Source organism: Cupriavidus sp. DB3 (assembly GCF_020418465.1).
GTDB lineage: Bacteria > Pseudomonadota > Gammaproteobacteria > Burkholderiales > Burkholderiaceae > Cupriavidus > Cupriavidus cauae.
Window position 1 is genome coordinate 502721 of the sequence record NZ_JAIZPL010000002.1, and the last position, 25402, is coordinate 528122.

At 69.0% G+C, this 25402-nt stretch carries 20 protein-coding genes; 8 read left to right on the top strand and 12 right to left on the bottom strand.

Going from position 1 to position 25402, the window contains the following annotated elements:
* Positions 1–22 precede the first annotated feature (22 nt).
* Positions 23–1246 carry an MFS transporter gene (locus K7G19_RS08070; RefSeq protein WP_226106752.1) on the bottom strand — a complete coding sequence of 408 codons (1224 nt, stop codon included), beginning with the start codon at positions 1244–1246 and terminating at the stop codon, positions 23–25.
* A 45-nt stretch (positions 1247–1291) separates the two neighbouring features.
* Positions 1292–2188 (bottom strand): DMT family transporter, encoded by an 897-nt coding sequence (locus K7G19_RS08075; protein ID WP_226106753.1) that lies wholly within the window; start codon positions 2186–2188, stop codon positions 1292–1294.
* An 82-nt stretch (positions 2189–2270) separates the two neighbouring features.
* Here K7G19_RS08075 and K7G19_RS08080 point away from each other — a divergent pair, with 82 nt between their 5' ends.
* Complete coding sequence (locus K7G19_RS08080) at positions 2271–3737, top strand: MATE family efflux transporter (RefSeq protein WP_226106754.1); 1467 nt, start codon at positions 2271–2273, stop codon at positions 3735–3737.
* A 98-nt stretch (positions 3738–3835) separates the two neighbouring features.
* On the opposite strand, the gene K7G19_RS08085 is transcribed toward K7G19_RS08080, so the two are convergent.
* From K7G19_RS08085 to K7G19_RS08110, 6 genes are all read right to left on the bottom strand, one after another.
* Positions 3836–4186, bottom strand: coding sequence for a cytochrome C oxidase subunit IV family protein (locus K7G19_RS08085; protein ID WP_226107059.1), 351 nt, complete (start codon positions 4184–4186; stop codon positions 3836–3838).
* Between the two features lie 38 nt (positions 4187–4224).
* Positions 4225–4947, bottom strand: a complete 723-nt coding sequence (locus tag K7G19_RS08090) for a heme-copper oxidase subunit III family protein (RefSeq protein ID WP_370639510.1) — start codon at positions 4945–4947, stop codon at positions 4225–4227.
* 39 nt (positions 4948–4986) lie between these two features.
* Entirely contained in the window at positions 4987–5628 is a 642-nt protein-coding gene (locus K7G19_RS08095; protein WP_226106755.1) for a cytochrome c oxidase subunit 3, read from the bottom strand.
* Complete coding sequence (gene ctaD / locus K7G19_RS08100) at positions 5625–7382, bottom strand: cytochrome c oxidase subunit I (protein ID WP_149318426.1); 1758 nt, start codon at positions 7380–7382, stop codon at positions 5625–5627. Before ctaD ends, K7G19_RS08095 begins: the two co-directional genes overlap by 4 nt.
* 172 nt (positions 7383–7554) lie before the next feature.
* Positions 7555–8727, bottom strand: coding sequence for a c-type cytochrome (locus K7G19_RS08105; RefSeq protein ID WP_149318427.1), 1173 nt, complete (start codon positions 8725–8727; stop codon positions 7555–7557).
* A 285-nt stretch (positions 8728–9012) separates the two neighbouring features.
* A complete protein-coding gene (locus tag K7G19_RS08110) occupies positions 9013–9516 on the bottom strand; it encodes a sodium/proton-translocating pyrophosphatase (protein WP_149318428.1) in 504 nt (167 codons plus the stop codon).
* Between the two features lie 193 nt (positions 9517–9709).
* Here K7G19_RS08110 and K7G19_RS08115 point away from each other — a divergent pair, with 193 nt between their 5' ends.
* Together K7G19_RS08115 and K7G19_RS08120 are read left to right on the top strand one after the other, a co-directional pair.
* Entirely contained in the window at positions 9710–9892 is a 183-nt protein-coding gene (locus tag K7G19_RS08115; RefSeq protein ID WP_006578697.1) for a hypothetical protein, read from the top strand.
* A gap of 88 nt (positions 9893–9980) precedes the next feature.
* Positions 9981–10193 carry a hypothetical protein gene (locus K7G19_RS08120; protein WP_149318429.1) on the top strand — a complete coding sequence of 71 codons (213 nt, stop codon included), beginning with the start codon at positions 9981–9983 and terminating at the stop codon, positions 10191–10193.
* Positions 10194–10271: 78 nt separating this feature from the next.
* On the opposite strand, the gene K7G19_RS08125 is transcribed toward K7G19_RS08120, so the two are convergent.
* Positions 10272–10457, bottom strand: coding sequence for a rubredoxin (locus K7G19_RS08125; RefSeq protein ID WP_149318430.1), 186 nt, complete (start codon positions 10455–10457; stop codon positions 10272–10274).
* Positions 10458–10637: 180 nt separating this feature from the next.
* On the opposite strand from K7G19_RS08125, the gene K7G19_RS08130 reads away from it, so the two are divergent.
* A complete protein-coding gene (locus K7G19_RS08130; protein ID WP_226106756.1) occupies positions 10638–11918 on the top strand; it encodes a cytochrome P450 in 1281 nt (426 codons plus the stop codon).
* Here the strand turns inward: K7G19_RS08130 and K7G19_RS08135 are convergent.
* Complete coding sequence (locus K7G19_RS08135; RefSeq protein ID WP_226106758.1) at positions 11902–16002, bottom strand: DUF748 domain-containing protein; 4101 nt, start codon at positions 16000–16002, stop codon at positions 11902–11904. The genes K7G19_RS08130 and K7G19_RS08135 overlap by 17 nt on opposite strands.
* A gap of 370 nt (positions 16003–16372) precedes the next feature.
* On the opposite strand from K7G19_RS08135, the gene K7G19_RS08140 reads away from it, so the two are divergent.
* Positions 16373–17686: an MFS transporter gene (locus tag K7G19_RS08140; RefSeq protein WP_149318432.1), complete on the top strand. Its 1314-nt coding sequence runs from the start codon at positions 16373–16375 to the stop codon at positions 17684–17686.
* Positions 17687–17846: 160 nt separating this feature from the next.
* Here K7G19_RS08140 and K7G19_RS08145 read toward each other — a convergent pair whose 3' ends face one another.
* On the bottom strand, positions 17847–18995 hold the full coding sequence (locus K7G19_RS08145) for a PHB depolymerase family esterase (protein ID WP_226106760.1): 1149 nt from the start codon (positions 18993–18995) through the stop codon (positions 17847–17849).
* Between the two features lie 218 nt (positions 18996–19213).
* On the opposite strand from K7G19_RS08145, the gene K7G19_RS08150 reads away from it, so the two are divergent.
* The 3 genes from K7G19_RS08150 (at position 19214) to K7G19_RS08160 (ending at position 23654) form a co-directional block, all read left to right on the top strand.
* Positions 19214–19747, top strand: a complete 534-nt coding sequence (locus K7G19_RS08150; protein WP_149318434.1) for a hypothetical protein — start codon at positions 19214–19216, stop codon at positions 19745–19747.
* Between the two features lie 185 nt (positions 19748–19932).
* The gene (locus tag K7G19_RS08155) at positions 19933–22617 is read left to right on the top strand and encodes an ATP-binding protein (RefSeq protein WP_226106762.1); all 2685 of its coding nucleotides are present in this window, start codon (positions 19933–19935) and stop codon (positions 22615–22617) included.
* Between the two features lie 365 nt (positions 22618–22982).
* Entirely contained in the window at positions 22983–23654 is a 672-nt protein-coding gene (locus K7G19_RS08160) for a response regulator transcription factor (RefSeq protein ID WP_149318436.1), read from the top strand.
* 55 nt (positions 23655–23709) lie between these two features.
* Here the strand turns inward: K7G19_RS08160 and K7G19_RS08165 are convergent, their stop codons facing one another.
* On the bottom strand, positions 23710–25230 hold the full coding sequence (locus K7G19_RS08165) for a sodium:alanine symporter family protein (RefSeq protein WP_149318437.1): 1521 nt from the start codon (positions 25228–25230) through the stop codon (positions 23710–23712).
* Positions 25231–25402 lie beyond the last annotated feature (172 nt).

Here is a 25402-nt window from a genome sequence, read left to right on the forward strand (position 1 = left end):
GGGCGGCAGGGACGCGCCATCCTCAGAGCCTGGCCTGCTCCTGTTCCGGCCGCTGTCGGGCGCGAACGCTGGCCTGCTTGTCGGGATAACGGGCGACCAGCGCGCAGCTCGCCCAACAGAGCAGGCTCATCGACAGGGCCACGGCACCGAGTTGGCCGCCGGGCAGGAACGGTGCCGTGGCCTGTGTCGCCAGCGCGCCCACCGCCAGCAACGCCAGCACCATCAACGCCGACGCGCGCCCGAGCTGCGCGGTCGGCACCGACAGCGCCTCGCTGAACGCGGTCGGGCCGCGTATGCCCAGCACCGCGCAGAACGCCGTCCAGAAGGCCAGCAGCCACGGATAGGAAAGCCGGTCGTCCCACCATGCCGCCAGCAGCGCGGCGCACAGCAGCCCGTGCAGCAGCGCGCCAAGCTGGATGGCATGGCGCGGGCCCAGCCGGTTGCTGATCCGGCCGGCCTGGCTCGCCGCCACGATGAAGCCCGCCACGCCGCAGACCTGCGCCAGCGCGAAGCCGCTCTGGCCGGTGTTGGCCAATGCCGGAAGCACCTGCGGCGCGCTCGCGACGAAGGTGATCAGCGCGCCGAACGACAGCGCATGCGCCAGCGCCAGTCCGACGAAATGCCAGTTGCGCAGCAGCGCGCGATAGCCGACCCTTCCGCCCTCGCCCCCGCCCTCATCCCCGTCCGCGTCCCCCTGCGACGGCAGCGCGACGGGCGTGGCCCGCAGCGCGAAGGGCGCGGACGCCAGGGCGATGACGCCGATGATCGCAAAGGTCGTGCGCCAGTCCGCGATCAGCAGCAGCGCGGTACCCAGCACGGGCCCCGCTGCGGGAACGATCGCTTCGATCATCGCGATCGCCGCGATGCCGCGCACGCCGTCCTGCTCCGGCAGTGTCGCGCGCACGACGGTCGGCACCACCACGGTCGCCGCGCCCGCCGCGATGCCCTGCACCAGGCGCAGGCCCAGCAGCATCGTCAGATCGGGCGCGAGCACGCATCCGAAGCTGGTCAGGATCAGGGCCAGCAGGCCCGTCTGCACGCAGCGCCTTGGGCCGATCCTGTGCAGCAGCTCGCCCCAGACCAATTGCGAAGCGGCCAGGCCGAGCAGGAAGATCGCGATGGTCAGCTGTCCTTGCGCCACCGTGATGCCGAGATCGAGCTGCATCGTCGGCACGGCTGGCAGGTATAGATCCATCGTCAGCATGCTGGCCGCGGTGATGGTGGCCAGCGGCAGGACCGTACGCATCGATGGTTTCGACAAAGGACGACTCCTTGCAGTGGGCACGGGGCGCTAGGTCGGCCGCCGCATCACCAGATACAGTCCGGCAGCGGCAATCGCCATGCCAGGCCACGCCGCCAGCGGCACGGTTTCGCCCAGCACGGCCCAGGCGATCAGCGCGGTAGTGGGCGGCACCAGGAAGAACAGCGCCGACACGCGCGATGCCTCGCCGTGGCGGACCATCGCCAGCAGCAGCGTCATCGCGACGATCGAATTGGCGACGACCAGATAGGTCAGCGAGCCGACCAGTCCCGGGGTCCATTGCACGTGCATCGCCTCCAGCCACCACGCCAGCGGCGCGGTCACCGCAAGCCCGACCCCGTATTGCACCAGATTGGCCGTCAGCGGATGGGTGTCCCGGCCGAAGCGCTTCTCCCACAGCGTGCCGGCGGTCATCACCAGCAGGGCCAGCACCGCGAACAGCAGCGCCAGCCGCGAGGACAGGTCGATCGACGAGGTCGCGACAATCACCATCGCGGCGCCGCTCGCGCCAAGCAGCAGTCCGATCCAGCGCACCCGACCGACCCGTTCGCCGGCAATGGCGGGCGCGAGCAGGCCGACGAGGATCGGCTGCTGCGAGGTGATCAGCGCCACCGCGCCCGACGACAGTCCGTATTTCAGGCTCAGATAGGTGAACGAGAAATACCCCGCCTGCATCAGCAGGCCCACCATCGCCAGATGGCCCCATGCCGCCGGCGTGGGGGGCAGGGCTGGCCGCAGCCACAGCCACGGCAGGATCAGCAGCGCAATCACGCAGGCGTAACGCAGCGCGAGGAAGGTCAGCGGATCGGCGTAGGCGAGACCGAGCTTGAGGAAGACGAAGCCGCTCGACCACAGCAGCAGGAACAGCGCCGGCCCGACCTTCAACCATACGGGCGCGGCGCTTGCGGAGGGGGTGGGCTGGATCATGGAGGGCGGGGTGTCGGTCGCCTGGAATACTATACGAACTCGCTCCCCGGCTCCCGCCCCTGCGGCTCACCGACCAATAACAATGAAGCCCGACGCCAGACTCGTTACCGGCCCGATCGGCCGCACCCTGCTGCTGTTCTCGCTGCCGGTGCTCGGCAGCAACATCCTGCAATCGCTCAATGCGTCGATCAATTCGATCTGGGTCGGCCACTATCTCGGCGAGGCGGCGCTGACGGCGACGTCGAACGCCAATATCGTGCTGTTCTTCCTGCTCGGCGTGGTGTTCGGCATCAGCATGGCCAACACCATCATGATCGGGCAGGCCGTCGGCGCGCGCGATCTCGACGAGGCGCGGCGCGTGGTGGGCACCAGCACCACGTTCTTCGTGCTGCTGTCGGTCATCGCCGCGGCGTTGGGCTACCTGTTCACGCCGGACATCCTGAGCGCAATGGGCACGCCCGAGGATGCGCGGCCGCTGGCGATCCGCTATCTGCGGATCATCTTCCTCGCGCTGCCCTTCATGTACTTCTACAACTTCGTGATGATGACCCTGCGCGGGGCCGGTGACTCGCGCACGCCGTTCTACTTCATGCTGCTGTCGGTGGTGCTGGACGTCGCGCTGAACCCGCTGCTGATCTTCGGCCTCGGGCCAATCCCGCGCATGGACATCGCCGGCTCCGCGCTGGCCACGCTGATCGCGCAGCTGGTCAGCCTGGCCGCGATGATGTGGCTGCTCTATCGCCGCAAGCATTTCCTGACGCTGCATCGCGATCAGTTGCGCTACCTGCGGCCGGACCTCGGCATCCTGCGCTCGCTGGTAGCCAAGGGGCTGCCGATGGGCCTGCAGATGGTGGTGATCTCGTCGTCCGCGATCGTGATGATGGCGCTGGTCAACCAGTACGGCTCGCAGACCGCGGCGGCGTATGGCGTCGCCTCGCAGCTGTGGACCTACGTCCAGATGCCGGCGCTGGCGGTGGGCGCCAGCGTCTCGTCGATGGTCGCGCAGAACGTTGGCGCAGGCCGCTGGGACCGCGTCGGCCGCATTACCGGCATGGGCCTGGCCTTCAATCTGGCGATGACAGGGGCGCTGGTCGGCCTGGTCTACCTGTTCAACCGGCATTCGCTGGGCCTGTTCCTGCCGGACGATGGTGGCGCGATCGAGATCGCCCAGCACATCAACGCGATCGTGCTGTGGTCGTTCATCCTGTTCGGCTTCACCATCGTGCTGTTCGGCACCGTCCGCGCGACCGGCGCGGTGATGGCGCCGCTGGCCGTGCTGTTCGTCTCGATGTGGGTGGTGCGCCTGCCGTTCGCCTGGTGGCTCGGCCGCACGATGGGCGCGGACGCGGTCTGGTGGAGCTTCCCGCTCGGCTCGGTGGTGTCGATCACGCTGGCGGCGGCCTATTACCGCTTCGGCAACTGGCGCGCCAGCCAGATGCTGCCGGTCGCGCCGACAGCCTGCGAAGTCGTCGGGCAGGCGCCGGACACCAGCATGGGGACGCCGGCCGAGGACGCGTTGAAGCCGGCGGGGGAGACGGAAACGGTCTGACCGCTTCCCTGAATTCGTTACGGCGCGGCTAGCGAGGGCTAGCGGGACTAGCGGGGACTAGCGGGGCGAACGGACGGCTAGCGACGGCTAACGGGCGGCTAACGGAAGAACTCGCCCCGCATCAGGAACGTATAGTCCGCCTCGACCGCCATCAGCCAGACCAGTACCAGCAGGCACAGCGGCGGCAGCAGGATCGCGTAGACCAGCGCCAGCCGCTCCCATGCCATGTGCATGAACACGGCGACGATCAGGCCGGCCTTGGCGATCATGAAGATCAGGATCAGCGTCCAGCGCAGCGCGCCCTGCAGGTGGAAGTAGTCGACCGCGTACGACATCGCCGACAGCACGAACAGCAGCCCCCAGATCTTCAGGTAGAGGCCGATCGGATGGGCTTGGCCGGTGGCGCCGTGTCCCGGGTCGGCGGCCGGCGCGCCGCCGTGCGACGGCATCGGGGAATCGTGCAGGATGGGTTCGGACATGGCGGACCTCACCACAGGTAGAAGAACGCGAAGATGAACACCCATACCAGGTCGACGAAGTGCCAGTACAGGCCCGCGATCTCGACGATCTGGTAGTTTCCGGTGCGCTCGTAGCGGCCGCGCAGCACGCGCGTGGCGACCACCAGCAGATAGATGACGCCGCACGACACGTGCAGGCCGTGGAAGCCGGTGATCATGAAGAACGACGAGCCGAACTGCGCCGCGCCCATCGGATTGCCCCAGGGACGCACGCCTTCCTCGATCAGCTTGGTCCATTCGAACGCCTGCATGCCGACGAAGGTGGCGCCCAGCGCGGCGGTGGCAAGCATCAGCATCGCGCAGCGAGCGCGATCACGCCGATAGGCGAAGTTGACCGCCATCGCCATGGTGCCGCTGCTGGTGATCAGCACGAACGTCATGATCGCGATCAGGATCAGCGGAATCGATTCGCCGCCGATCGTCAGCGCGAACACCTCGCTCGGATTGGGCCACGGCACCGTGGTCGTCATCCGCACCGTCATGTAGCTGATCAGGAAGCAGCTGAAGACGAAGGTGTCGGACAACAGGAAGATCCACATCATGGCCTTGCCCCACGACACCTGGAAGGCATGCCGGTCCGAACCCCAGTCGGCCAGCATGCCGCGCCAGCCGCCGTGCATGGTCGGGGTGTGGGCCGCGGTGTGTGCCGCGGCGTCGGCCACGCCATCGCCGGGGTGCAGTTGGGTCGCCATATCGCCTCCTTCGCTTGCCTGCCCGCGCCGATCTCGCGATCAGGCGGTGCCGCAGATGTAGCGCACGATTTCCGGGGTCAGCCAGCCGAGCGCGGCCAGCAGCACCAGCCAGACCGCCAGCATGAAGTGCCAGTAGCGCGCCAGCAGCCGTACGCGCAAGGCGGCGCCCGCGGGCACGCCCTGCCACGCGGCGAGCCACGCCACGAGGCCGCCGACCATATGCAGGCCATGCATCCCGGTCAGCATGTAGAAGAAGCTGCCGGCCGGATTGTTGGCGGGCAGGATGTCCGCTGCGCCGAGCGCCTGCCACGCCCACAGCTGGCTGGCGACGAAGGCGAGCGCGCCGGCCCCGCCCAGCATCAGCATGCGCCGCGCGTTCGACGGATCGCCGGCCTGCGCGGCACGAGCCGCCCGCCACATCGCCACGCTGCCGGCGACCAGCAGCGCCGTGGACAGCCACACCTGCCACGGCAGCGCGATCGGATGCCAGTCCGCCGAGTCCATGCGCAGGCCGAACGCGACCACGAACAGCGAGAACAGCGAGGTGATCACGCCCATGAAGACCCACAGCGCGACGCTGCCGGGCGTCGAACCCGAGGCGTGCTGACGCATCGCGTCGCCGCCGCGCGGGGCCGGGCCATCGTCGCCGCGCGCGACTCGGTACAGTGCTCCGGTATTCATGCGACGGCTCCCTGGCTGGCATGCGGTTCGGGTTCGGCGCCGCCGGCTTCGGGCGGTGCGTTCTGCGCGATGAAGTCCTCGCGCGCGCCGGGCACGCTATAGGCATAGGCCCAGCGATACACCACCGGCAGATGCGGGCCCCAGTTGCCGTGTTCCGGCGGCGTATGGGGCGTCTGCCATTCGAGCGACGCGGCGCGCCAAGGATTGGCGCCGGCCGGCTCGCCGCGGCGCGCGCTCCAGATCAGATTGGCGACGAACAGCAATTGCGCCGCCGCGACGACGAAGGCGGCCACCGAGATATAGGCGTTCAGCACATGCGCCGATTCGGGGATGAAAGCGTAGTTCTCGAAGGCGTAGTAGCGGCGCGGCATGCCGAGGATGCCGAGGTAATGCATCGGGAAGAAGATCGCGTAGGTGCCGACGAAGGTCACCCAGAAATGCACGCGGCCCAGCGTGTCGTTCAGCATCCGGCCGGTGACCTTCGGATACCAGTGATAGAGGCCGCCGAACACCACGAGGATCGGCGACACGCCCATCACCATATGGAAGTGGGCGACCACGAAGTAGGTGTTGGACAGCGGGATGTCGACGCTGACGTTGCCGAGGAAGAGCCCGGTCAGCCCGCCGATCAGGAAGGTGCTGATGAAGCCGATCGCGAACAGCATCGGCACCGAGAAATGGATGTCGCCGCGCCACAGCGTCAGCACCCAGTTGTAGACCTTGATCGCGGTCGGAATCGCGATGATCAGCGTGGTGGTGGCGAAGAAGAAGCCGAAGTACGGGTTCATGCCGCTGACGAACATGTGGTGGGCCCACACCACCACCGACAGCACGCCGATCGCCAGGATGGCCCACACCATCGTGCGATAGCCGAAGATGCTCTTGCGCGCGTGCACGCTGATCAGGTCCGACACGATGCCGAAGGCCGGCAGCGCAACGATATAGACCTCGGGATGGCCGAAGAACCAGAACAGGTGCTGGAACAGCAGCGGACTGCCGCCCTTGTAGTCGAGCTGCTGCCCCATCGACACCATCGACGGCATGAAGAAGCTGGTGCCGATGGTCTTGTCGAGCAGCATCATCACGCCGGAGACGAACAGCGCGGGGAACGCCAGCAGCGCGAGGATCGTCGCCATGAAGATGCCCCAGACCGCGAGCGGCATCCGCATCAGCGTCATGCCCTCGGTGCGCGCCTGCAGCACCGTGGTCACGTAGTTCAGGCCGCCCATGGTGGCCGCGACGATGAAGATCAGCAGCGAAACCAGCATCAGGATGATGCCCCACTCGTGGCCGGGCGTGCCGGCCAGGATCGCTTGCGGCGGGTACAGCGTCCAGCCCGCGCCGGTCGGTCCGCCCGGCACGAAGAAGCTGGCCAGCAGCACGATCACCGACAGCAGGTAGACCCAGAAGCTCAGCATGTTGAGGAAGGGGAATACCATGTCGCGCGCGCCGACCATCAGCGGGATCAGGTAATTGCCGAAGCCGCCGAGAAACAGCGCGGTCAGCAGGTAGATCACCATGATCATGCCGTGCATGGTCACGTACTGGTAATAGGCGTTGGCGTCGATGAAGTCGAAGCGGCCCGGAAAGCCGAGCTGCATCCGCATCAGGTTCGACAGCACGACGCCGACCAGGCCCACCACGATGGCGACGATCGTGTACTGCACCGCAATCACCTTGTGGTCCTGGCTCCAGACATAACGCGTCCAGAAGCTGGTGGGCCCGTGGTGGACGGCATCGTCGGCGTAGGCCATGGTGATCTCTCCTGCGGTCGGTGACCTGTCGTGGCGGGCCGCGTCCGGCTCGGACGCGGCGCTGCCTCTGTACTCTCTAGCGCTTCGGCGCGCCGGCGTTGTGCTGCGGTTCCGCTGCGGCTTCGCTGGTGGTTCGGCTGCGGGTTCCGCGGCGCAACGCCCGGGCTTTTCGCTACTTCCCGGCCGCCTCGCGCGGCGGCCCCGCGGTGGACCGGATGAAGGCAATCAGCGCGTTGACCTCGTCGTCGCTGAGCGGCATCTTCGGCATGATCGGCGCGAAGCCCTTGACCACGCGCTGCTGCGGCTCGCGGATCTCGGTGCGCAGATAGTCGTCGTCGACCTTGGCGCTGCTGCCGTCGGTGAACGTCGACGTATGTCCGTACAGGCCCTTCCAGGTCGGCCCGACGCTGGGCGAACCGTCCACGCTGTGGCACGCGACGCAGCCCTTGCTCTGCGCCAGCGCCCTGCCCTGTTCGGCGAGATCGGTCGCCGCCGGGCCGGGGCCGCGTGTGCCGCTCGGCTGGGTGGAAACCGTGGCCGCCGCCGCGGGCTGCCCCGCGCGCATCGCGACGAAGGTCTGCTGCTTCTGCAGCCAGGCGGTGAAGGCGGCGGGCTCGTCGACCACGACCTTGCCGCGCATGTTGTGATGGCCGACGCCGCATAGCTGCGCGCACAGCACGTCGAAGGTGCCGGCGCGCGTCGGCGTGAACCAGAACGAGGTCACCATGCCGGGCACCATGTTCATGCGGGCGCGGAATTCCGGCACATAGAAGTCGTGCAGCACGTCCTTGGAGCGCGCCAGGATCTTGACGGGCCGCCCCAGCGGCAAATGCAGCTCGGGGCCGGCAACGATGATGTCGTCCTGCCCGTTGGGGTCGTCGGGGTTGAGCCCGAGCGGATTGCCCGGGCCGACGAAGCGCGGATCGGTGGTGCCGAACTGCCCGCCCGCGCCGGGGAAGCGAAAGCCCCACGACCATTGCTGGCCGACCACCTCGACCAGCATCGCGTCGCGCGGTGGGCGCACGTAGTCGGCATAGACGAACAGGCCCGGCGCCAGCAGCGCCATGATGCCCAGCGTGGTGCCGCCGATCAGCCAGAGTTCGAGCTTGTGATTGACCGGCTGGTAGGCCGCCTGGCTGCCTTCGCGATGGCGATAGCGCCAGACCATGTAGCCGACGAACAGGTTGATGCCGATGAAGAAGGCGCCGGTGATGACGATCGTGATGGTGAGCGTGTCGTCCATCTGCTTCCAGTTGGACGCGAGCGGCGTCGCCCACCACGGGCTCAGGAAGTGGAAGAGCACCGAAGCGACAACCATGACCACGAGTGCGATGGCGAGCGCCATGTCGACCCCTCCTTCTGTGCCGCCGGCACGAGGGCTGCCCAAGTCACGCAGCTAGGATAAGACTAGTGCATCCGATCCGGTCGATTCAAGGCGATGCGGCGCGCGAGCCGTGCCGCATCGCACAAGCCACGCACAAGCACGTACAAGCACGCACGAGCGACGCAAGGCCAACGGACAGGCAACGCACCGGCGACGCACGAGCAGGGCCCGACCCGGCCACAGCTGCCCATAAAAAAAACGGCGGCCGGAGCCAAACCCCGACCGCCGCGCATTCGCCGTCGCGCCTCAGTGCGTGACGTCCTTGCTTTCCAGCTTCCAGTACGCCGCTGCCGCGCACATGCCGAACACGATGTTGCCGAACAGCGTGTGCCAGCCGCGCGCATCGGCAAACCACGGGAAGAAGCGAGTCATGCCGTAGAAGTTGATCACGTAGATCACCAGGCCGAACACCGCGCCGACCAGCAGCGCCATGCCGAGGCTGGAATCGAGCTGGAACGGCGCCATGATTGCCGCCAGGATCATGCCCAGCACGGCGCCCAGCACGAAGTGGATCACCAGGGCCGCGGTGACCGTGGCCACGCTGAACATGCCGCTCTGCAGCACGTCGGGGCCCATCACGATGGCCGCGATCATCCGCGTGGTGGGCCACGGATTGGTGCCCGCGATCATGGTCGACCAGAACAGCTCGAGCACCAGCAGCAGCGCGCCGGCGGCCAGGCCGGACACCGCGGCCGCGCTCCAGTCCGGCACGCGGCGCACGTAGTGGTGCGAATGCATGTGAAGTTCCATTGCCACCTCCGTATGCTGTGACGAGACCGGGTCCCGTTCATTTGCACAGCATAGGACACGCGGCGGCCATCGGCGGGAAGGCGCGCAGCCTTCGGGTCAACCCCGAGCGGCAAAGAGCTTGGATAGTGCGCCCCGCTGCCTATACTGCAGGCATAACAGCATTCCCCACAGAGAGAGAGGAAAGGAGACCGCCATGCCGACCCTGGACATGCACGACCTCGTGTTCCTGATTCCGATGGCGCTGGTTGGGATTATCGTGATGGGCATGGTGCCCGTTGCAGCGCGGCCACTGCAGATCAGTTGCCGCACGCTCGGCGCAATCGCCGGCGCGCTGCTGGGCCTGGCCGTACTCGAAGCGATCCCGCTGCTGATCTGAGCGGACCAGCTGGCCACGGGTCCGAGCCGGTCCACCGCCGACTCGGCACTTGCCGGTGCGATGCATCGCGACCGGCAGGGAGGCTGACATGTCCCTGTTCTGGATCGCCATCCTGCTCGTTGCCGCGCTGACCTTGACGGTCGGACGCGCGCTGTGGCGCAGCATGCGGCCCGCGCGGATGCGCTGGCGCCGCTGCCGGCAGATGCGGCGGCGCGCCATGCCGACGCCGCGCAATCGGCCACATAGCCGGCCGCACGCGAACGCGCATGGGCGGCTGCACCGCGGCCTGCACCACGGCTGACCAAGCGCCTTGCGGCGCATCATTGGAGCGCGAGCCGAACGCGCGAGTCCCGCACGCGTCGATGAACGACGCGCTGCGTCAGATCTCGATCATCGCGAAATCGGCCTTCGCCACATCGCATTCCGGGCAGCGCCAATCCTCGGGAATCTCTTCCCAGCGCGTGCCGGGCGCGATGCCATCATCCGGCCAGCCCTGCTCCTCGTCGTAGACCCAACCGCAAATCAGACACACCCAGGTCTTGTAGGCGACGGTTTCCTGCTGCAAAACAAGCTCCTTTATTCAATCCGGAGCGAATCATACGCGTTTTTGCTGCGGCGCCACGATCCCGGGCCCGGTCGGATGCGCCGCGAACGGCGCTGCGCCCGACCTGGTGCCGCGAGCGCGCCGCGCTGGCATGCAGGTTGCAGCGGATCGGCGATCAAGCCTCCGATCCGAGCATTGCCGATGCCCGCCATTCCACGCGACACGCCCGGGGACCATAGCCTGGCCTTGCTGGCCGACTCCTATCGCTTCATCGCCAAACGCTGCCGCGCCCTGCAATCCGATGTCTTCGAAACCCGCGTGCTGCTGCGCCGCACGCTGTGCATGACCGGGCCCGAGGCGGCGGCGCTGTTCTACGATCCGCAGCGGTTCCAGCGTGGCGGTGCCGCGCCCGAGCCGTTGCGCGCGACGCTGTTCGGCAAGGGCGGCGTGCAGACGCTCGACGGCGACGCGCACCGGATGCGCAAGGCCCTGTTCATGCATGCGACCGCGCCCGAGCGCATCGCCTCGTTGTGCGACGCGGTCGCGCAGCAATGGCTGCTGTCTGCCCGGTCGTGGTCGGATGGCCAGCCGGTGGCGCTGTACGACGCGCTGCATCCGCTGCTGACCCGGGCCGTATGCAGCTGGGCCAGCGTGCCGCTGCGCGAGCATGAGGTCGAGCCGCGTTGCCGGCAGCTGACTGCGCTGTTCGACCAGGCGGCCGCGCCGGGGCTGGGGCATTTCCGCTCGCGACGCGCGCGCGACCGGGTCGAGGCCTGGCTGTCGCGGCTGATCGATCAGGCGCGCGCCGGGCAGTTCGAGCTTCTCGAGCACACGCCAATGCATACGGTGGCGTGGCACCACGATGCGGATGGCCAGCTGTTGCCGCCGCGCATCGCCGCCGTGGAACTGGCGAACCTGCTGCGGCCGACCGTGGCGGTCTCGGTCTTCATCGTGTTCGTCGCGCACGCGCTGCACCTGCATCCGGCATGCCGGGAACGTTTGCAGCAAGGCGACCCGGCTTATCTCGATGCCTTCGTGCAGGAGGTGCGCCGCTGGTATCCGTTCTTTCCGGCGGTGGTGGCGCGCGTGCGCGAGGACTTCGAATGGAAGGGTTACCGCTTTCCGCGCGGGCGGCGCGTGATGCTGGACCTGTACGGCACCAACCGCGATCCGCGCAGCTGGGAGGAGCCCGAGGCCTTCGCGCCCGAACGGTTCCTGGCCCGCGCGCCCCCGCCGTTCGGCTTCATCCCGCAGGGCGGCGCGCAGGCCGCCGATCATCATCGCTGTCCCGGCGAAGGGATCACCGTGGCGCTGATGAAGCAGGCGGTCCTGTTCCTGCTGCGCGGGCTGCGCTACAGCGTGCCGGAGCAGGACCTGACGCTCGACTTCGCCCGCCTGCCGGCGCTGCCGCGCGACCGCATGGTGATTCGCGACGTGCGGCTGGTACACCGGCGCGCCGGCGCCACTACTGCCGGATCGTGAAGTCGACGCGGTTCGGCGAGCCCTTGTCCTTGATGCCCTCGGTATCGAGCTTCGGCGCGGTCAGAAACAGGCGCGCTTCGGGCACCTTGCCCTCGCGCTCCAGCGCCTGCTTGACTGCCAGCGCGCGGCGCTCGGCCAACTGGCGCAGGCCTCCATCGGTCACCGGCGCGTTCTGCAGCAGCAGCGCCTCCATCTCGGCGGTCGGCAGCGACTTGGCCATGCCGATCAGGTTGCGCGGCTTCTTGATCGACGAGCGCCGGTAGACCGCCTCCAGATACTTCGGATACTCCTGCGGGCTGACCGTGACCTTGGCGCCCTGCTCGTCGTCCTCGTCGTCGGTCGCGCGCTGCTCGCGCGCGGACTGCCGCAGTTCGCGCACCTTCTGCTCGGCGACCTGTTCGTCGAGCCAGGCGCGGCGCGCGCCGGCGGCGTCGGTGGCCGGGTCGATGCGGCCGGTGATCTCCAGCCGCAGGCCCGGCCGATCGTTCAGCGCCTTGCCCAGCGTCTCGACCTTCTTGCGCCCCGCGTCGGTCAGGTTCGCCGAACCGGGGGCAAACTCGACGTAGCCCAGCTCGTCGCCGCCACCGAAGGCCGAGGCGATCAGCGAAAACGGCGAGGTGATGGCCTTGGTCAGCAGATTGACGATCACGCGCACGATCACGCCGCCGATGCTGAACTCGGGGTCCGACAGCGAGCCCGATACCGGCAGGTTGACGTCGATCACGCCATTGCGGTCCTTCAGCAGCGACACCGCCAGCAGCACCGGCAGCTTGGTCGCGGTGGGGCTGTCGACCTTGTCGCCGAACGTCAGCTGGTCCAGGAACAGGTGGTTGCTGGCGTTCAGATGGCCGTTCTCGATCTTGTAGGCAACATCGACCGTCATCTTGCCCTTGGTGATCGGATAGCCGGCGTACTTGGTCGCATACGGCGTCAGGCGCGTCAGCTCGACGCCAGCCGCCTTGGCCGCGATATCGAGATAGAGCTGCTCGCCGAGCGGGTTCAGCTTGCCGCTGATCGTCACCGGGGCATCGTCGTCGAGCCGGCCCTCGAGCACCAGGTCGGCGGGCGCCGGATCGCCGGTCGACACCTTCGAGATCGAGCCGTGCATGCCGGTCAGGTTGGCCGTGTAGTTCGGCTTGACGAAGAAGTCGGAGAAGTGGATGTTGCCCTTGTCGATCTTGATGCCGCCGATGCGGATCTGTGGACCGGCTGCGGTGCCCTTGGTGGAGCCCGCCGCCGGCGCGGAGGGGCTGGCGGCCACCGTCGCCGACGCGGACGCAGCCTCGGGCGCGCTCGCCGGTGCCGGCGCGGTATTGGCCTGCGTCAGGCTGGTGGTCGGCGCCGGCTGGCCCTGCTGCGCGCCGCCCGAGACCACGTCCTGCAGGTTCAGCCGGCCGTTCGCGTTCAGGATCACGCGCGCATAGAAGTCGTTCAGCGCGATCTGGCCCAGCGCCAGCCGCAACGGCCCCTTGCTGTCGTCCATCTGGAAGTCGATGCCGCTCAGGCCCAGCGAGCGCCAGCGGATGAAGTCCTCGCCGTTCAGGCGATCGACCGTGCGCACATTGCTCAGCTGCGCGGTGCCGGCGAAGGTTGCGGCGAGCGGCTTGCCGGTGGGCACCGCGACGGAGAGCCGGCCATTGACCGTGGCATTGCCGGCCCGCAGCGCCGCGTTGAAGCGGTCGGCCAGATAGGGCTGGAACGGCGTCAGGTCCCACTGCCGCGCATCGACGCGCATCTGCAGCGCCGGCTGCGTCGGCTGCACGGTACCGTCGAGCGACAGCACGCCGCGGCGGCCCGATTCGGCCTTGGCCTTCAGCGCGATCGGCGTGGCGGGCAGCGGCCAGCGGACGGCGCCGGTCTTGACGTCGATGCCGCGCAGCTGGTGGACCACGGGGCGGTTGCCGTTGGCGGCGGCCGGCTGGTAGTCGGTCAGGCGCAGCTTGCCGCCCTCGATCGCCACGCTGCCCACCTCGACCTGCCACGGTTTGGCGGGCGCCGTGGCGGCGTTCGTGCGCGGAGCAGCGGATTGGGCAGCGGATTTGCCCGCGGATTGGGCCACCTTCGCACTGGCGGCGCGCGACTGCGCCACCCAGATGCGGGAGGCCTCGACCAGCTCGCCGCGCTGATCGCGCACGGCGGCGAATTGCGGGTTGCTCAGGCCGATCTGCGCGACCTGCAGCGACTGCGCGGCCAGATCGAAGCGCAGGCCGTCCAGCGTCAGCTTGTCGGCGCTGAGCAGCGGCAGCTTGTCCCCGACCAGGTCGCCGCGCTGGCGCGCGCGCTGCTCGCGCCGTTTCGCCACGGCATCGTCGGAGGGCGCGGCGGCCCGCGGCGCAGTGGCCGGATCGCGCAGCGCGACATGGACGCCGCTCATGGCGACGCGCGAATTGTCCAGCGACAGCGTGAAGGCCGGCGCAGCCCACGACATCCGGTAGTTCAGCTCGGCATCGACCGCCGACTGCCCCAGCTGGACGCGCAGTTCGCCCGGGAACCAGGCGGCGAAGGTCTGCGGCCGCAGACCATTGGCGCGCAGGGTGCCGGCCAGCGTGGCGTCGCGCAGCGACAGCGCGCCCTCGTGCGCGATGGTCTGGCCGTCGGCGACCACCAGCGTGGCGTCGAGCCTGGCCGGCTTGTCGCTGTCGCCGGACAAGCCGTCGACCTGCACGTCGATCGGACCGAGCGCCAGCGTGCCGGGGCCGGAGAACGCCGCCTCGTCGCGCAGCGCCACGCGGGCCTGCTTCAGCGCGACGCGGTCGATGGTGTAGCGCCAGGGCTTGGCATCGCCGGCGGGCTGTCGTGCCACGGGGGCCGAAGCGGCGGCGGCGGCCGATGCGGACGCGGAGGCGAGCGGGGCCGAGGCGGCCGGTGCGGAGGCGGAGGCCAGCGGCGCGGGGGCCGCGGTCGAGGTCGAGGTCGAGGCCGACTTCGAAGCGGAGCTTGAAGCAGCGGCCGCCGCCGGCGCGGAGGCGGAAGCCGAGGCCGAGGCCGACGACGAAGCCGCGGGCGCGGCCGCCTTCGCGGGCGTCGCCGCACGCGGCAGGAAGGCGGTGGCGAGATCGAGCGTGCCATCCGCCCGCCGCAGCGCGCGCAGGTCGAGCCCGTCCAGCGTCACGCCGCGCAGATGGATCAGGTTGTCGGCCGGCGCCAGCCGCGCGATATCGACCGTCAGCTTGCCGGCCTGCAGCAGCGGCGCGCCGTCGCGCTTGCGGATATCGGCCTCGCGCAGCGTGGCGGTGCCCGAGACGTCGATCTGCTGCTGGTCCTGCTGCTGGCGAAAACCCACCACCAGCCGCGTGTCGAGCTTGCCCGCCTTGACTTCGGCATCGGTCAGCCGCGGCGCGAACGGCATGAAGCGGACCAGGTCGAGGCCATCCAGATCGAGGTTCAGCTTCGCCTCGCGCGCATCGGCGAACGGCAGCATGGTGCCGCTGACCGCCAGCGGCGAGCCGTTGATATGGGCGCTGATGGTCGGCTGCGTGACGATATTGACGTCGTGCGGCAGATTGGACAGGAAGGGCAGCGTGACCGTCAGATGGTCGATGCGCTGCGTTTCGCCGAGCATCCTGTCGTCGAAGCGCAGCGAGCTTTCCGTCAGCGCGATGTTGTTGATCGAGAAGCGCGCCGGCTTGCCGTCGTCCGGACTCTTCGGCCTGGCCTCCAGCCGGTCGCGGATGTCGTCGAAGCTCAGCCGCCCATCGGCTTCGCGCACGACATGCACCGCGAGCCGGTCGATATGGACCGCGTCCACCACCGGGGCGAGGCGCCACAGCGAGGCGATCGACGCGTCGATATCGGCCGAGCCCAGCGTCAGCATCGGCGTGGTGCCATCCGGCTCGAAGATCGTGACATCGCCGACCGTCGCGGCCAGCGAGAATGGCCGCACCTGCGCCGCGCCGATCGTCACCTTGCGCCCCAGCGCCTCGCTGGCCTGGCTCGCGGCCAGCGAGCGGATCAGCGGCGGTCCGCCGAAGTAGCCGGCCAGACCGAAGATCGCCACTGCTGCCGCAATGCCGCCCGCCACGCGCAGGCCCGTACGCCGCCGCGGCGTCGCGGTGGCGGCCTGCATGGAAATCTTGAATGCCATGTCGTCCCGAAGAAATTGACCCCCACAGCCGCACGTGCCCGGCGGTTTTCGCCTGCCGTCATCGCGGCCTGGCGCCCTCCCGATGCACGTCCTTGGCTCCAGTTGTGCTCTGGATCCCACTTTTTTGGGCATTATGGTAATGCTTCATGACGGGGCGCGGGGGATTATTGCGAACGGCGCATCGGCGGCCCGGCCTTCGATCTGGTATCGTTTCGCCTTTGCGAAGCGTTCCGTCGCATGCCGAGGCCCACCCGTCCTCTGGCCCTGCCTCTCTCCCGCGCTGTACCCGCCGGCCGTACCCTCACACTTACCCGTGTTAGCGCGCTTCGCATGCGATCTCCTCCATGCGAGTTTTCTGCGAGTTTCCTCAATGTCCACCACCAGCAGTACGGTTGGCGCCGGCGGCGCGTCGCTCGAACGCGCCGCGCGCCCGCTGACCGGCCAGGATTACAAGACCCTGTCCCTCGCCGCCCTCGGCGGCGCCCTCGAGTTCTACGACTTCATCATCTTCGTCTTCTTCGCCACCGTGATCGGGCAGCTGTTCTTCCCGCCCTCGATCCCGGACTGGCTTCGGCAGCTGCAGACCTTCGGCATCTTCGCCGCCGGCTATCTGGCGCGTCCGCTGGGCGGCATCATCATGGCCCACTTCGGCGACCTGCTCGGGCGCAAGAAGATGTTCACGCTGTCGATCCTGTTGATGTCGGTGCCCACGCTGCTGATGGGCCTGCTGCCGACCTACCACGCGATCGGACTGCTGGCGCCGGTTGCGCTGCTGCTTCTGCGCGTGCTGCAGGGCGCGGCGGTCGGCGGCGAGGTGCCGGGCGCCTGGGTCTTCGTCTCGGAACACGTGCCCAGCCGCCACGTCGGCTATGCCTGCGGCACGCTGACCGCGGGGCTGACCGCCGGCATCCTGCTGGGCTCGCTGGTGGCGACCGGCATCAACACGATCTTCACGCCGGAGCAGCTGACCGACTGGGGCTGGCGCGTGCCGTTCCTGCTCGGCGGCGTGTTCGGCATCGCGTCGATGTACCTGCGCCGCTGGCTGCATGAAACGCCGGTATTTGCCGAGCTGCAGCGCAAGAAGGCGCTGGCCGCCGAAATGCCGCTGAAGGCCGTGGTGCGCGATCACCGCGGCGCGGTGGCGGTGTCGATGCTGCTGACGTGGATGCTGTCGGCCGGCATCGTGGTCGTGATCCTGATGACGCCGACCTTCCTGCAGAAGCTCTACGGATTCGACGCACGCACGGCGCTGGTCGCCAACAGCGTGGCGACGCTGTGCCTGTCGATCGGCTGCGTGGTGGCCGGCGCGCTGGCCGACCGCATCGGCGCCCGCCGCACGCTGTTCTTCGGCGGCCTGTTCCTGGCCGTCAGCAGCTATCTGTTCTACACGGTGATCCACCAGCGCCCCGACCTGCTGCTGCCGCTCTATGCGCTGGCCGGCTTCGCGGTGGGCACCATCGGCGCGGTGCCGTTCGTGCTGGTCAACGCGTTCCCGGCGCATGTCCGCTTCTCCGGCCTGTCGTTCTCGTACAACCTGTCGTACGCGATCTTCGGCGGGCTGACGCCGATGGCGGTGACGCTGATGCTGAAGAGCGATCCGCTGGCGCCCGCGCACTATGTCGTCGCGCTGTGCGCGCTGGGCATGGTGACCGCGCTGTTCGCGCGCAAGTCGACCAGGTTGTAAGCGGACCGAGGCCGAACCGGGTCGATCCCGGGGCCGATTCCGGGGCCGGTCCGGGGCGCGATTGCGCAGGCCGATCCGGAGGCCGATCCGGGGACTGGTCCAAGACCAGGCCCCCGGGCGCCCTGCCCTGGCACCCCGGCCGCCCGGCCGGTGCCGTGGTTCAGCGCCGATGCTCGCGGAAGAACTCCCACATCAGCATGCTCGCCGCCGGCCCGGTGTCGCTGTGATAGCGATAGGCCGGATCGCCGCCGCTCCACGCATGGCCGAGCCCGGCCACTTCGCATAGCTGCACGAGATCGCGGCGGGAGTAGCCGAAGCGGGATTCGAGGTAGTGGCCGGCGGGCATGCCGGCCGAATCGGCGTTGCCATTGGTGTGGCCATCCGCGTGGCCCTGCTGCTGGCGCGTCGACGCGCCGGCCGCCCGCACCGGCTCACCGCTACGGCGCTCGCCATCGACGCGATCCGGCAGGCGGTTGTAGGCCAGGAACTGCCGCGCCAGCAGCCGCGCATTGACCGGGTGCACCACCTCGTCGTCCATGCCATGCAGGATCAGCGCCGGCATCGGCTTGCCGGCCAGCGCGACGCCGGCCGCATCGAGCAGGGCCGCCGGCTCGGCCCGCGAGCCCTGCTGCATCGCCCGCAAACCCGCCCGCGCCGAATCGGCGGCGCCCACCACCACGCCGGAATGCAGGCCGACCGCGGCGATCCTGTCGGGATAGCGCAAGGCCACCACGGCCGCCATCGCGGCACCGGCGGACAGGCCGGCAAGGTACACCCGATCGGGACACACATCGCGCCGCAAGGCCAGCGCATCGATCAGCGCGGCGATCGCCTGCGCTTCGCGCGCGCCCTCGCTGGCGGCGAGATCGAACCATTGCCAGCAGCGCTGCAACTGCCGCCGCAGCGGCTGTTCGGCATAGGCAACCAGAAAGCCCTCGCGCTCGGCGAGCGCATTCATGCGCGTGCCGGCGGCGAAGTCCTCGGCGGTCTGCCGGCAGCCATGCAGCATCACCACCAGCGGCAGCGGCCCGCGGTGCCGGCGCGACGGCTCGTAAAGCCAGTAGCTCAGCTGCGATACCAGTTCGCCGGGCATTGCCGGCAGCTTCAGGCGCCGCTGCGACCACTGCCCCGGCAGCGGACCGGCAGGCAGCGCGAGCGGCGGCGGCACACGCGTGCGGGCGGTGGGAGCCGTGGCGCCGCGTCCGTGCAAGCGACCGAGCCAGTCGCCAAGGTGACGGGCCGACTGACGCGGCAGCGTGCCGATCTGCCGCCACGGACGCTGCCAATTTCCCATCAAGCTTCTTGCCATGCGCGGTTTGCGGAAGCGCGCGAACGCTCCGGGTTGATTTTTGCTGCGTTGCAGCATAGCACATGGATTTGAACGCATTTCGCTTGCCAATGTAGGACAGTGACTGACAGCACACCGGCAATCGGCTCGCTATGGTTTCGCCATGGCGAACGGGCAGCCCGCCCGCAGCCGCCATTCGAGGCCAACTCGATACCGGTATCTTCATGCGGAACTCGCTTTTGATTTCGTTGCCCCACCCCTGGCGCGCAGCCGCCCTGATCGCCTGCGCATCGTGGCCGGCGGTGGCCCAGCATGGCAACGCCGCCGCCTCGACCACCGCGCCGTCGAGCATGTCGGCACTGGCCCGGTTGCTGGTCGGGGTGGCCGACGGCCGGCCCACCGGCATGAACGGCGTCACGCGGCTGACCGGTTCCGGCAGCAGCACCGATGTGGCGCTGGGCAGCGCCTGCCGCGAGCTGACGCGCTCCGGCCCCATCCTGCTCGATACCGCCACGCGTCTGGACGGCTGCCGCGGCGAAAGCGGCAAGCGCGTGGTCTTCCATCTGAATCTCGTTCGTTTCGATGCCTCGCGCGAGGGCACCGCCGCCTTCATGGCCAGCGCCACGCCGGCTCTGGTGCGCGGCATCTGTCGCAATCCCGATGTACCGGTGCTGGGCCGCCTGGGCATCGCACTGGTGTTTCGCTACACCGGCATCGGCGACCGGCCGGTCGGCGAAATCGCGATCGCGCCCGGCCGCTGCGAACAGGATTGATCGCGGCATCGGATTCGGAGCAACGCGTCCGATAGAACACCGTCCGCGTCGAACTGCGATAGTCGCGGCATGGCGCATTGGCTAGATTCCTCCGCTTCACTGTGTCTGCCCGGAGGTCGCCGCGATGCCAACCCCTCTTGCCAACCGCACGCCGTGCATGGCGGCGACGATGCGCCGGCCGGCCGATGCAGCGCTCTGAGCGTCGGCTGTACGGGTTGATGTCGTGCGGCTGCCTGCTGTGGGCGGCGCTGGTGGCCGCGCAGCTCGGCCGCATCCAGACGCAGCGCGACGATACCGGAGCAGTGCGCGAACGGCTCGCCGACACGCTGACCAGTGCCGAACGGCGCTGGCTGGCCGCCCATCCGGTGGTGCGCTACAGCGCATCGCCGATCGGTGGGCCGATGGCCTTCGTCGGCGCCGGTGGACATGCCGCCGGCATCGCCGTACAGACGCTCGAGCAGGTCGGCCGCATCACCGGCCTGCGTTTCGAACCGGTCTGGCAGCAAGACCCCGGGGCGCGCGAAGCGGCCCTGCGCGACGGCACGGTGCTGCTGGTGCCCGCGGTGACGGCGGACTCGCCGCCGCCCGATGCCGCCGCGATGCGCGAATCGGGACGCCGGGCGCGCCGGTTGCAGCCATCGCTGCCCTATCTGATTACGCCATGGGTCATCACCACCCACGCCGCCAACGGCGCCATCCGGGATGCCGCGGGCCTGGCCGGCATGCGCATCGCCGTGCGCCGCAGCAGCCGCGGCCTGGCGGAGCGCCTCGCACAGGTTCCCAACGCCACCGTCATCCGCACCAGTTCCACGACCGAGGCTTACCGCATGGTCGCGCACGGCCAGGCCGACGCCGCGGTCGACACGCTGACCTGCGCGCACTACATGGTCCGCTACGCCTTCGCGCCATGGCTGCGCGTGGCCGCTCCGCTGGGCCCGCAGCCGGCCGCGATCGGCTTCGGCGTTTCGCCGGCGGCGCCGCAGCTGCGCATGATCCTGAACAAGGCATTGGCCGCGATCCCGCCAGCGCACTGGGACGCGCTGCAGGCCGGCTGGGTGTCGACGGCGCAGATGCCCGCTGCGGTTCCCGCTGCGCTGCCGGCGCCCGCGCACGCGCACCACGGACGTCGGCCATGGCTGCTGACCTGCTCGCTCGGCACCTTGCTGTGGATGACGGCAATGGGTGCGTGCGCGGTCGCCCTGCATCGCCACGGCCGGCGCATCGCCCGCGCCGCCACCACGCTGCACCGGCGCCTGGGCAACGCACGCCCGGCCACCCGCCGCAGCGCGGCCGGCATGCGGCCGTCCGCGGACGGCGGCCACCGTGGTCCCTCGCCTTGTGTGGGCTCTGCCGTCGGCGCTGCCGTCGGTGCTTCCCCCGGCGCATCGCCCGATGCGGATCGCCTGAGCCTGCTGGCGACGATCTGCCATGAAATCCGGACACCGATGCACGCGGTGATCGGCATCCTCGATCTGCTCAAGCACAAGACCGCGATCCATGGCGAGGCCCGCCACTACATCGACACCGCGCACGACTGCGCCAAGTCGCTGGTCGCGCTGGTCGGCGATCTGCTCGACATGGCGCGGCTGGAGGCGGGCCGAATGGAAATCCGGCCGGAGCCGGTGCAGCTCGATACGCTGCTGCAGCAGTGGGTCCAGGCGTTTCGGCCGCTGGCGGCATCGCGCGGTCTGCGCATCCGCCTGCAGTTGGGCACGCTGCGGGCCCGTCGCCATCGGGCCGACCCGCAGCGGCTGCGGCAGGTGGTCGGCAATCTGCTCAGCAATGCGATCAAGTTCAGCGGCCATGGCGACATCACGGTGAAGCTCGAGAGCGCGGGCGAGGATGTCGATCGGGAAACGGTGCGCATCGTGGTGCGCGACCGCGGCCCCGGCATCGCAGCGGACCAGATGCCCCGGCTGTTCGAGCCCTTCTTCCGGGCCGCGGAAGCGCGCTCGACCAGCGGTACCGGCCTCGGTCTGTCGATCTCGCGCCAGCTCGCCCGCCAGATGGGCGGGGACCTCGAACTGCTCAGCCGGCCGGGCCAGGGCACCACCGCGCTGCTGACGCTGACGCTGACCGCGGAGGCCTGTGCAGGACGCGCGCTGCGCGGCGACAGCCGTCAGGCCGCTCGCGGCCGGCCGGCGATCGCGCCATTGCGCAAGGGCTATTGCGCGCTGATCGTCGACGACCATCCGGCGGGCCGGATGCTGCTGGCCAGGCAGCTGCGTCATCTGGGGGTGGAGGCAATCGGTACCGGCGATGCCCACGAGGCGCTGGTGCGGTGCGCGGCGCCGGACCCCACCTTCGATCTCGTGATCCTCGACTGCAACATGCCCGGCATGGACGGCTTCACGCTGGCGCGCAAGCTGCGCGCGCAGGAGCGGGCCCTGGCCCGGTCGCGCGTGCCCGTGCTTGGCTACAGCGCCGACGCGCGGCCGCACAACCGCCAGCAAGCCCTGGCGGCCGGCATGGACGATTGCCTGTTCAAGCCGATCGATCTCGACACGCTCGGGCGCGCATTGCAACACTGGCTGGGGGACCCGCCGGGCGGGCGGTGCCTTTCGACGCCATTCGCCGCAGCGCCCCACGCGCCGGCCCCCGATGCGGCGGTACGGGCAGCCTTGCTGGCCGGCAACACGGCGGATCTGGCCGCGCTGCGCGTCGCGGTGGCGCGCGCCGACTGGCGGGCGGCCCACGCCATCGCGCACCGTATCAAGGGCGCCGCGCGGATGGTATCGGCCGATGCCGTCGCGGCGGGCTGCGAGGCGCTGGAGGCGGCGTGCCGCGACGGCGATGCCGCCGGCGTGGCGGCCGCGATGGCGCAACTGGTGCCGGCGCTCGCGCGGTGGGCCAGGACGCTGTCGAGCTGAGCGCAGCGGAGCTGACCCCGCCCTGCCGGCGGGATTCAGCCGCACACCCTCGCACCCGATCCCGTTTTGAGACTCGTCTTATCGCTTCGCGCTCCCTTGCCCACTAATCTGGCGGGGCATTGCAGCGCTTTCCGACTATTTCCCGTTTTTGGTCTGAGGGTGGGCATGTGCGCTGTCGCTGTGCCGGGCGGTAGTGTCGTCCTGTCCGTACCTCCATCGTGTCATGGGGCCGCCCGATACAGATGTCACGCGCTTTGCGCCGCACGGCATTTGCCGCGCGGCGCTTCTTTTCCGATGGACCGCACGCCCCTGGCACCAGCCGCGCTCTGCGACGGGGCTCGGCACGCGGGCGCAGGAGCAATGGCATGGCACTGAACATCGTCGTCGCGGACGACCACCCCGCGATCTCCCTGGCGATCCGCAGCGTCCTGCAAGGGCACGCCGGCTGGCAGGTCTGCGCTGACGTGACGACGCCCGAGGCACTGTTTCGCGCCATCGCTACGTGTACGCCCGACGTCGTGGTCACCGACTACCATATGCCGGGCGGCCAGGCCAAGGATGGATTGCGGATGCTCGGGCAGATGCGACGGCAGCATCCGCAGATGCGCGTGGTGGTGCTGACGATGATGACCAACCCGCTGATCCTGCGCGCCATCGCGGAGGTGCCGGTGCAGGGCATCCTGCTGAAGGATTCGCCGCTCGACGAGCTCGTCCACACCCTGGTCCAGGTCGAGCGCGGCCAGACCTATATCGGCAAATCGGCGGCGCGCATCCTGGCGGAATCGAGTTCGCGCTACCCCTGTCCGGAGGAACGGGCCGGCATCGGCAGCCTGTCGGTGCGGGAAACGGAGGTGCTGCGGCTCTATCTGAGCGGCAAGTCGGTGACACAGATCGCCACGGCCTTGAGCCGCAGCGTCAAGACCATCAGCCGGCAGAAGAACTGCGCGATGCAGAAGCTGGGGGCCAGCAACGACAGGGAACTGTTCGACTTTGCCGCCCGCCAGGATTTGATGCTGCCGCAGCCGTCGGCGGGCTAGCCGACGGCGTACGGTCCGGCACGCACGACTTGTTCGTGCGCCCTTCGTCGTTCCCTTATTCGGCGGAGCGCGGTGCCGCAATGACCGGCGAGACGGCGGGCTCGCCGCCGTCCTGATCGTCGCCCGGGCGGCGCTGCTTGACGCCGGCCGCACGCTGCTCCCAGAAGACCGCGTTATCGATCCCCAGCGGACCCGGCACGAAATTCGGGTCGAGGCCCTGCCGCTTCTGCGCCTCGTAGTCGCGCAGCGCCTTCAGCGCGGGCTTCTGCAGGATCACGATCGCCACGATGTTGAGCCACGCCATCAGGCCCACGCCGATATCGCCCAGCGCCCAGGCCAGCGTCGCGGTGCGCACGCAGCCGTACAGCGTGGCGGCCAGGATCGCGATCTTCAGCAGGAACACCATCCACGGGCGGTGGATCTTGCGGTTGATATACGCGACGTTGGTCTCGGCGATGTAGTAGTAGGCGACGATGGTCGTGAACGCGAAGAAGAACAGCGCGATCGCCACGAAGGCGGCGCCAAAGCCAGGCAGCACGCTTTCGACCGCATGCTGCGTGAAGCCCGGTCCCGCTTCCACGCCGGCCAGGCCGGTGTGCAGCGCTTCCTTGGCGGGACCGACCACGTTGTAGGCGCCGGTGATCAGGATCATGAAGGCCGTCGCCGAGCAGACGAACAGCGTGTCGACATAGATCGAGAACGCCTGCACCAGGCCCTGCTTGGCCGGATGCGAGACTTCGGCGGCCGCCGAGGGATGGGGGCCGGTACCCTGGCCGGCTTCGTTCGAGTAGACGCCGCGCTTGACGCCCCACTGGATCGCCAGGCCGAGCACCGCGCCGAAGGCCGACTCCAGGCCGAAGGCGCTACGCAGGATCAGGCTCATGACCTCGGGCAGCTTGCCGACGTTGAGCGCGACGATCACGCAGGCCACCAGGATGTAGCCCAGCGCCATGAACGGCACCACGATCTCGGCGAACCTGGCGATGCGCTTGACGCCGCCGAAGATGATCAGGCCGAGCAGAATGACCAGCACCGCGCCGGTCACCGCCGGATCGATGCCGAATGAATTGGTCATGCCGGCCGCGATGCTGTTCGACTGCACGCCGGGCATCAGCACGCCGCAGGCAAGGATCGTCGCCAGCGCGAAGATCCAGGCGTACCACTTGGTGCCCAGCCCTTTCTCGATGTAGTACGCCGGGCCGCCGCGATACTGGCCGTCGACCTCTTCCTTGTAGATCTGCGCCAGCGTCGATTCCACGAACGCCGTGCTGGCGCCGAGGAAGGCCATCACCCACATCCAGAACACCGCGCCTGGACCGCCGAAGGTAATGGCGGTTGCCACGCCAGCGATATTGCCGGTGCCGACCCGTCCCGAAAGCGACATCGCCAGGGCCTGGAAGGAGCTGACACCCTGTGCCGAGGACTTGCCGTCCAGCATCAGGCGGATCATGCCGAAGAAGTGCCGCACCTGGGCAAATCGAGTGCGAATGGAGAAATACAGGCCGACGCCCAGGCACAGGTAGATCAGTGCCGAGCTCCAGATGATGCCGTTGACGGCATCGACGATTTCGTTCATGGCGAATCTCCGAGTCGGGTTCGGGCGAGATGGTGCCCGTCAGTCGGCGGTCGAGGCGCCCCGGGGTCGAGGCAAAACCGCCCCCCTGGAAAAAGGCGTAACCATACCGCAACCGCTCGTTGTCACCCCACCTAGGGAGAACCCGAATTCGTCGTCCGAAACGGCGTCTGGC

Bases quoted from the DNA above. Each gene is read 5' to 3' on its own strand.
- K7G19_RS08075 (WP_226106753.1), bottom strand. From the start codon at position 2,188: ATGATCCAGCCCACCCCCTCCGCAAGCGCCGCGCCCGTATGGTTGAAG.
- ctaD (WP_149318426.1), bottom strand. From the start codon at position 7,382: ATGGCCTACGCCGACGATGCCGTCCACCACGGGCCCACCAGCTTCTGG.
- K7G19_RS08110 (WP_149318428.1), bottom strand. From the start codon at position 9,516: ATGGAACTTCACATGCATTCGCACCACTACGTGCGCCGCGTGCCGGAC.
- K7G19_RS08120 (WP_149318429.1), top strand. From the start codon at position 9,981: ATGTCCCTGTTCTGGATCGCCATCCTGCTCGTTGCCGCGCTGACCTTG.
- K7G19_RS08130 (WP_226106756.1), top strand. From the start codon at position 10,638: ATGCCCGCCATTCCACGCGACACGCCCGGGGACCATAGCCTGGCCTTG.
- K7G19_RS08165 (WP_149318437.1), bottom strand. From the start codon at position 25,230: ATGAACGAAATCGTCGATGCCGTCAACGGCATCATCTGGAGCTCGGCA.
- K7G19_RS08160 (WP_149318436.1), top strand. From the start codon at position 22,983: ATGGCACTGAACATCGTCGTCGCGGACGACCACCCCGCGATCTCCCTG.
- K7G19_RS08085 (WP_226107059.1), bottom strand. From the start codon at position 4,186: ATGCCGTCGCACGGCGGCGCGCCGGCCGCCGACCCGGGACACGGCGCC.
- K7G19_RS08070 (WP_226106752.1), bottom strand. From the start codon at position 1,246: ATGCGTACGGTCCTGCCGCTGGCCACCATCACCGCGGCCAGCATGCTG.
- K7G19_RS08090 (WP_370639510.1), bottom strand. From the start codon at position 4,947: ATGGCGACCCAACTGCACCCCGGCGATGGCGTGGCCGACGCCGCGGCA.
- K7G19_RS08140 (WP_149318432.1), top strand. From the start codon at position 16,373: ATGTCCACCACCAGCAGTACGGTTGGCGCCGGCGGCGCGTCGCTCGAA.
- K7G19_RS08105 (WP_149318427.1), bottom strand. From the start codon at position 8,727: ATGGCGCTCGCCATCGCACTCGTGGTCATGGTTGTCGCTTCGGTGCTC.
- K7G19_RS08145 (WP_226106760.1), bottom strand. From the start codon at position 18,995: ATGGCAAGAAGCTTGATGGGAAATTGGCAGCGTCCGTGGCGGCAGATC.
- K7G19_RS08135 (WP_226106758.1), bottom strand. From the start codon at position 16,002: ATGGCATTCAAGATTTCCATGCAGGCCGCCACCGCGACGCCGCGGCGG.
- K7G19_RS08115 (WP_006578697.1), top strand. From the start codon at position 9,710: ATGCCGACCCTGGACATGCACGACCTCGTGTTCCTGATTCCGATGGCG.
- K7G19_RS08095 (WP_226106755.1), bottom strand. From the start codon at position 5,628: ATGAATACCGGAGCACTGTACCGAGTCGCGCGCGGCGACGATGGCCCG.
- K7G19_RS08155 (WP_226106762.1), top strand. From the start codon at position 19,933: ATGCAGCGCTCTGAGCGTCGGCTGTACGGGTTGATGTCGTGCGGCTGC.
- K7G19_RS08080 (WP_226106754.1), top strand. From the start codon at position 2,271: ATGAAGCCCGACGCCAGACTCGTTACCGGCCCGATCGGCCGCACCCTG.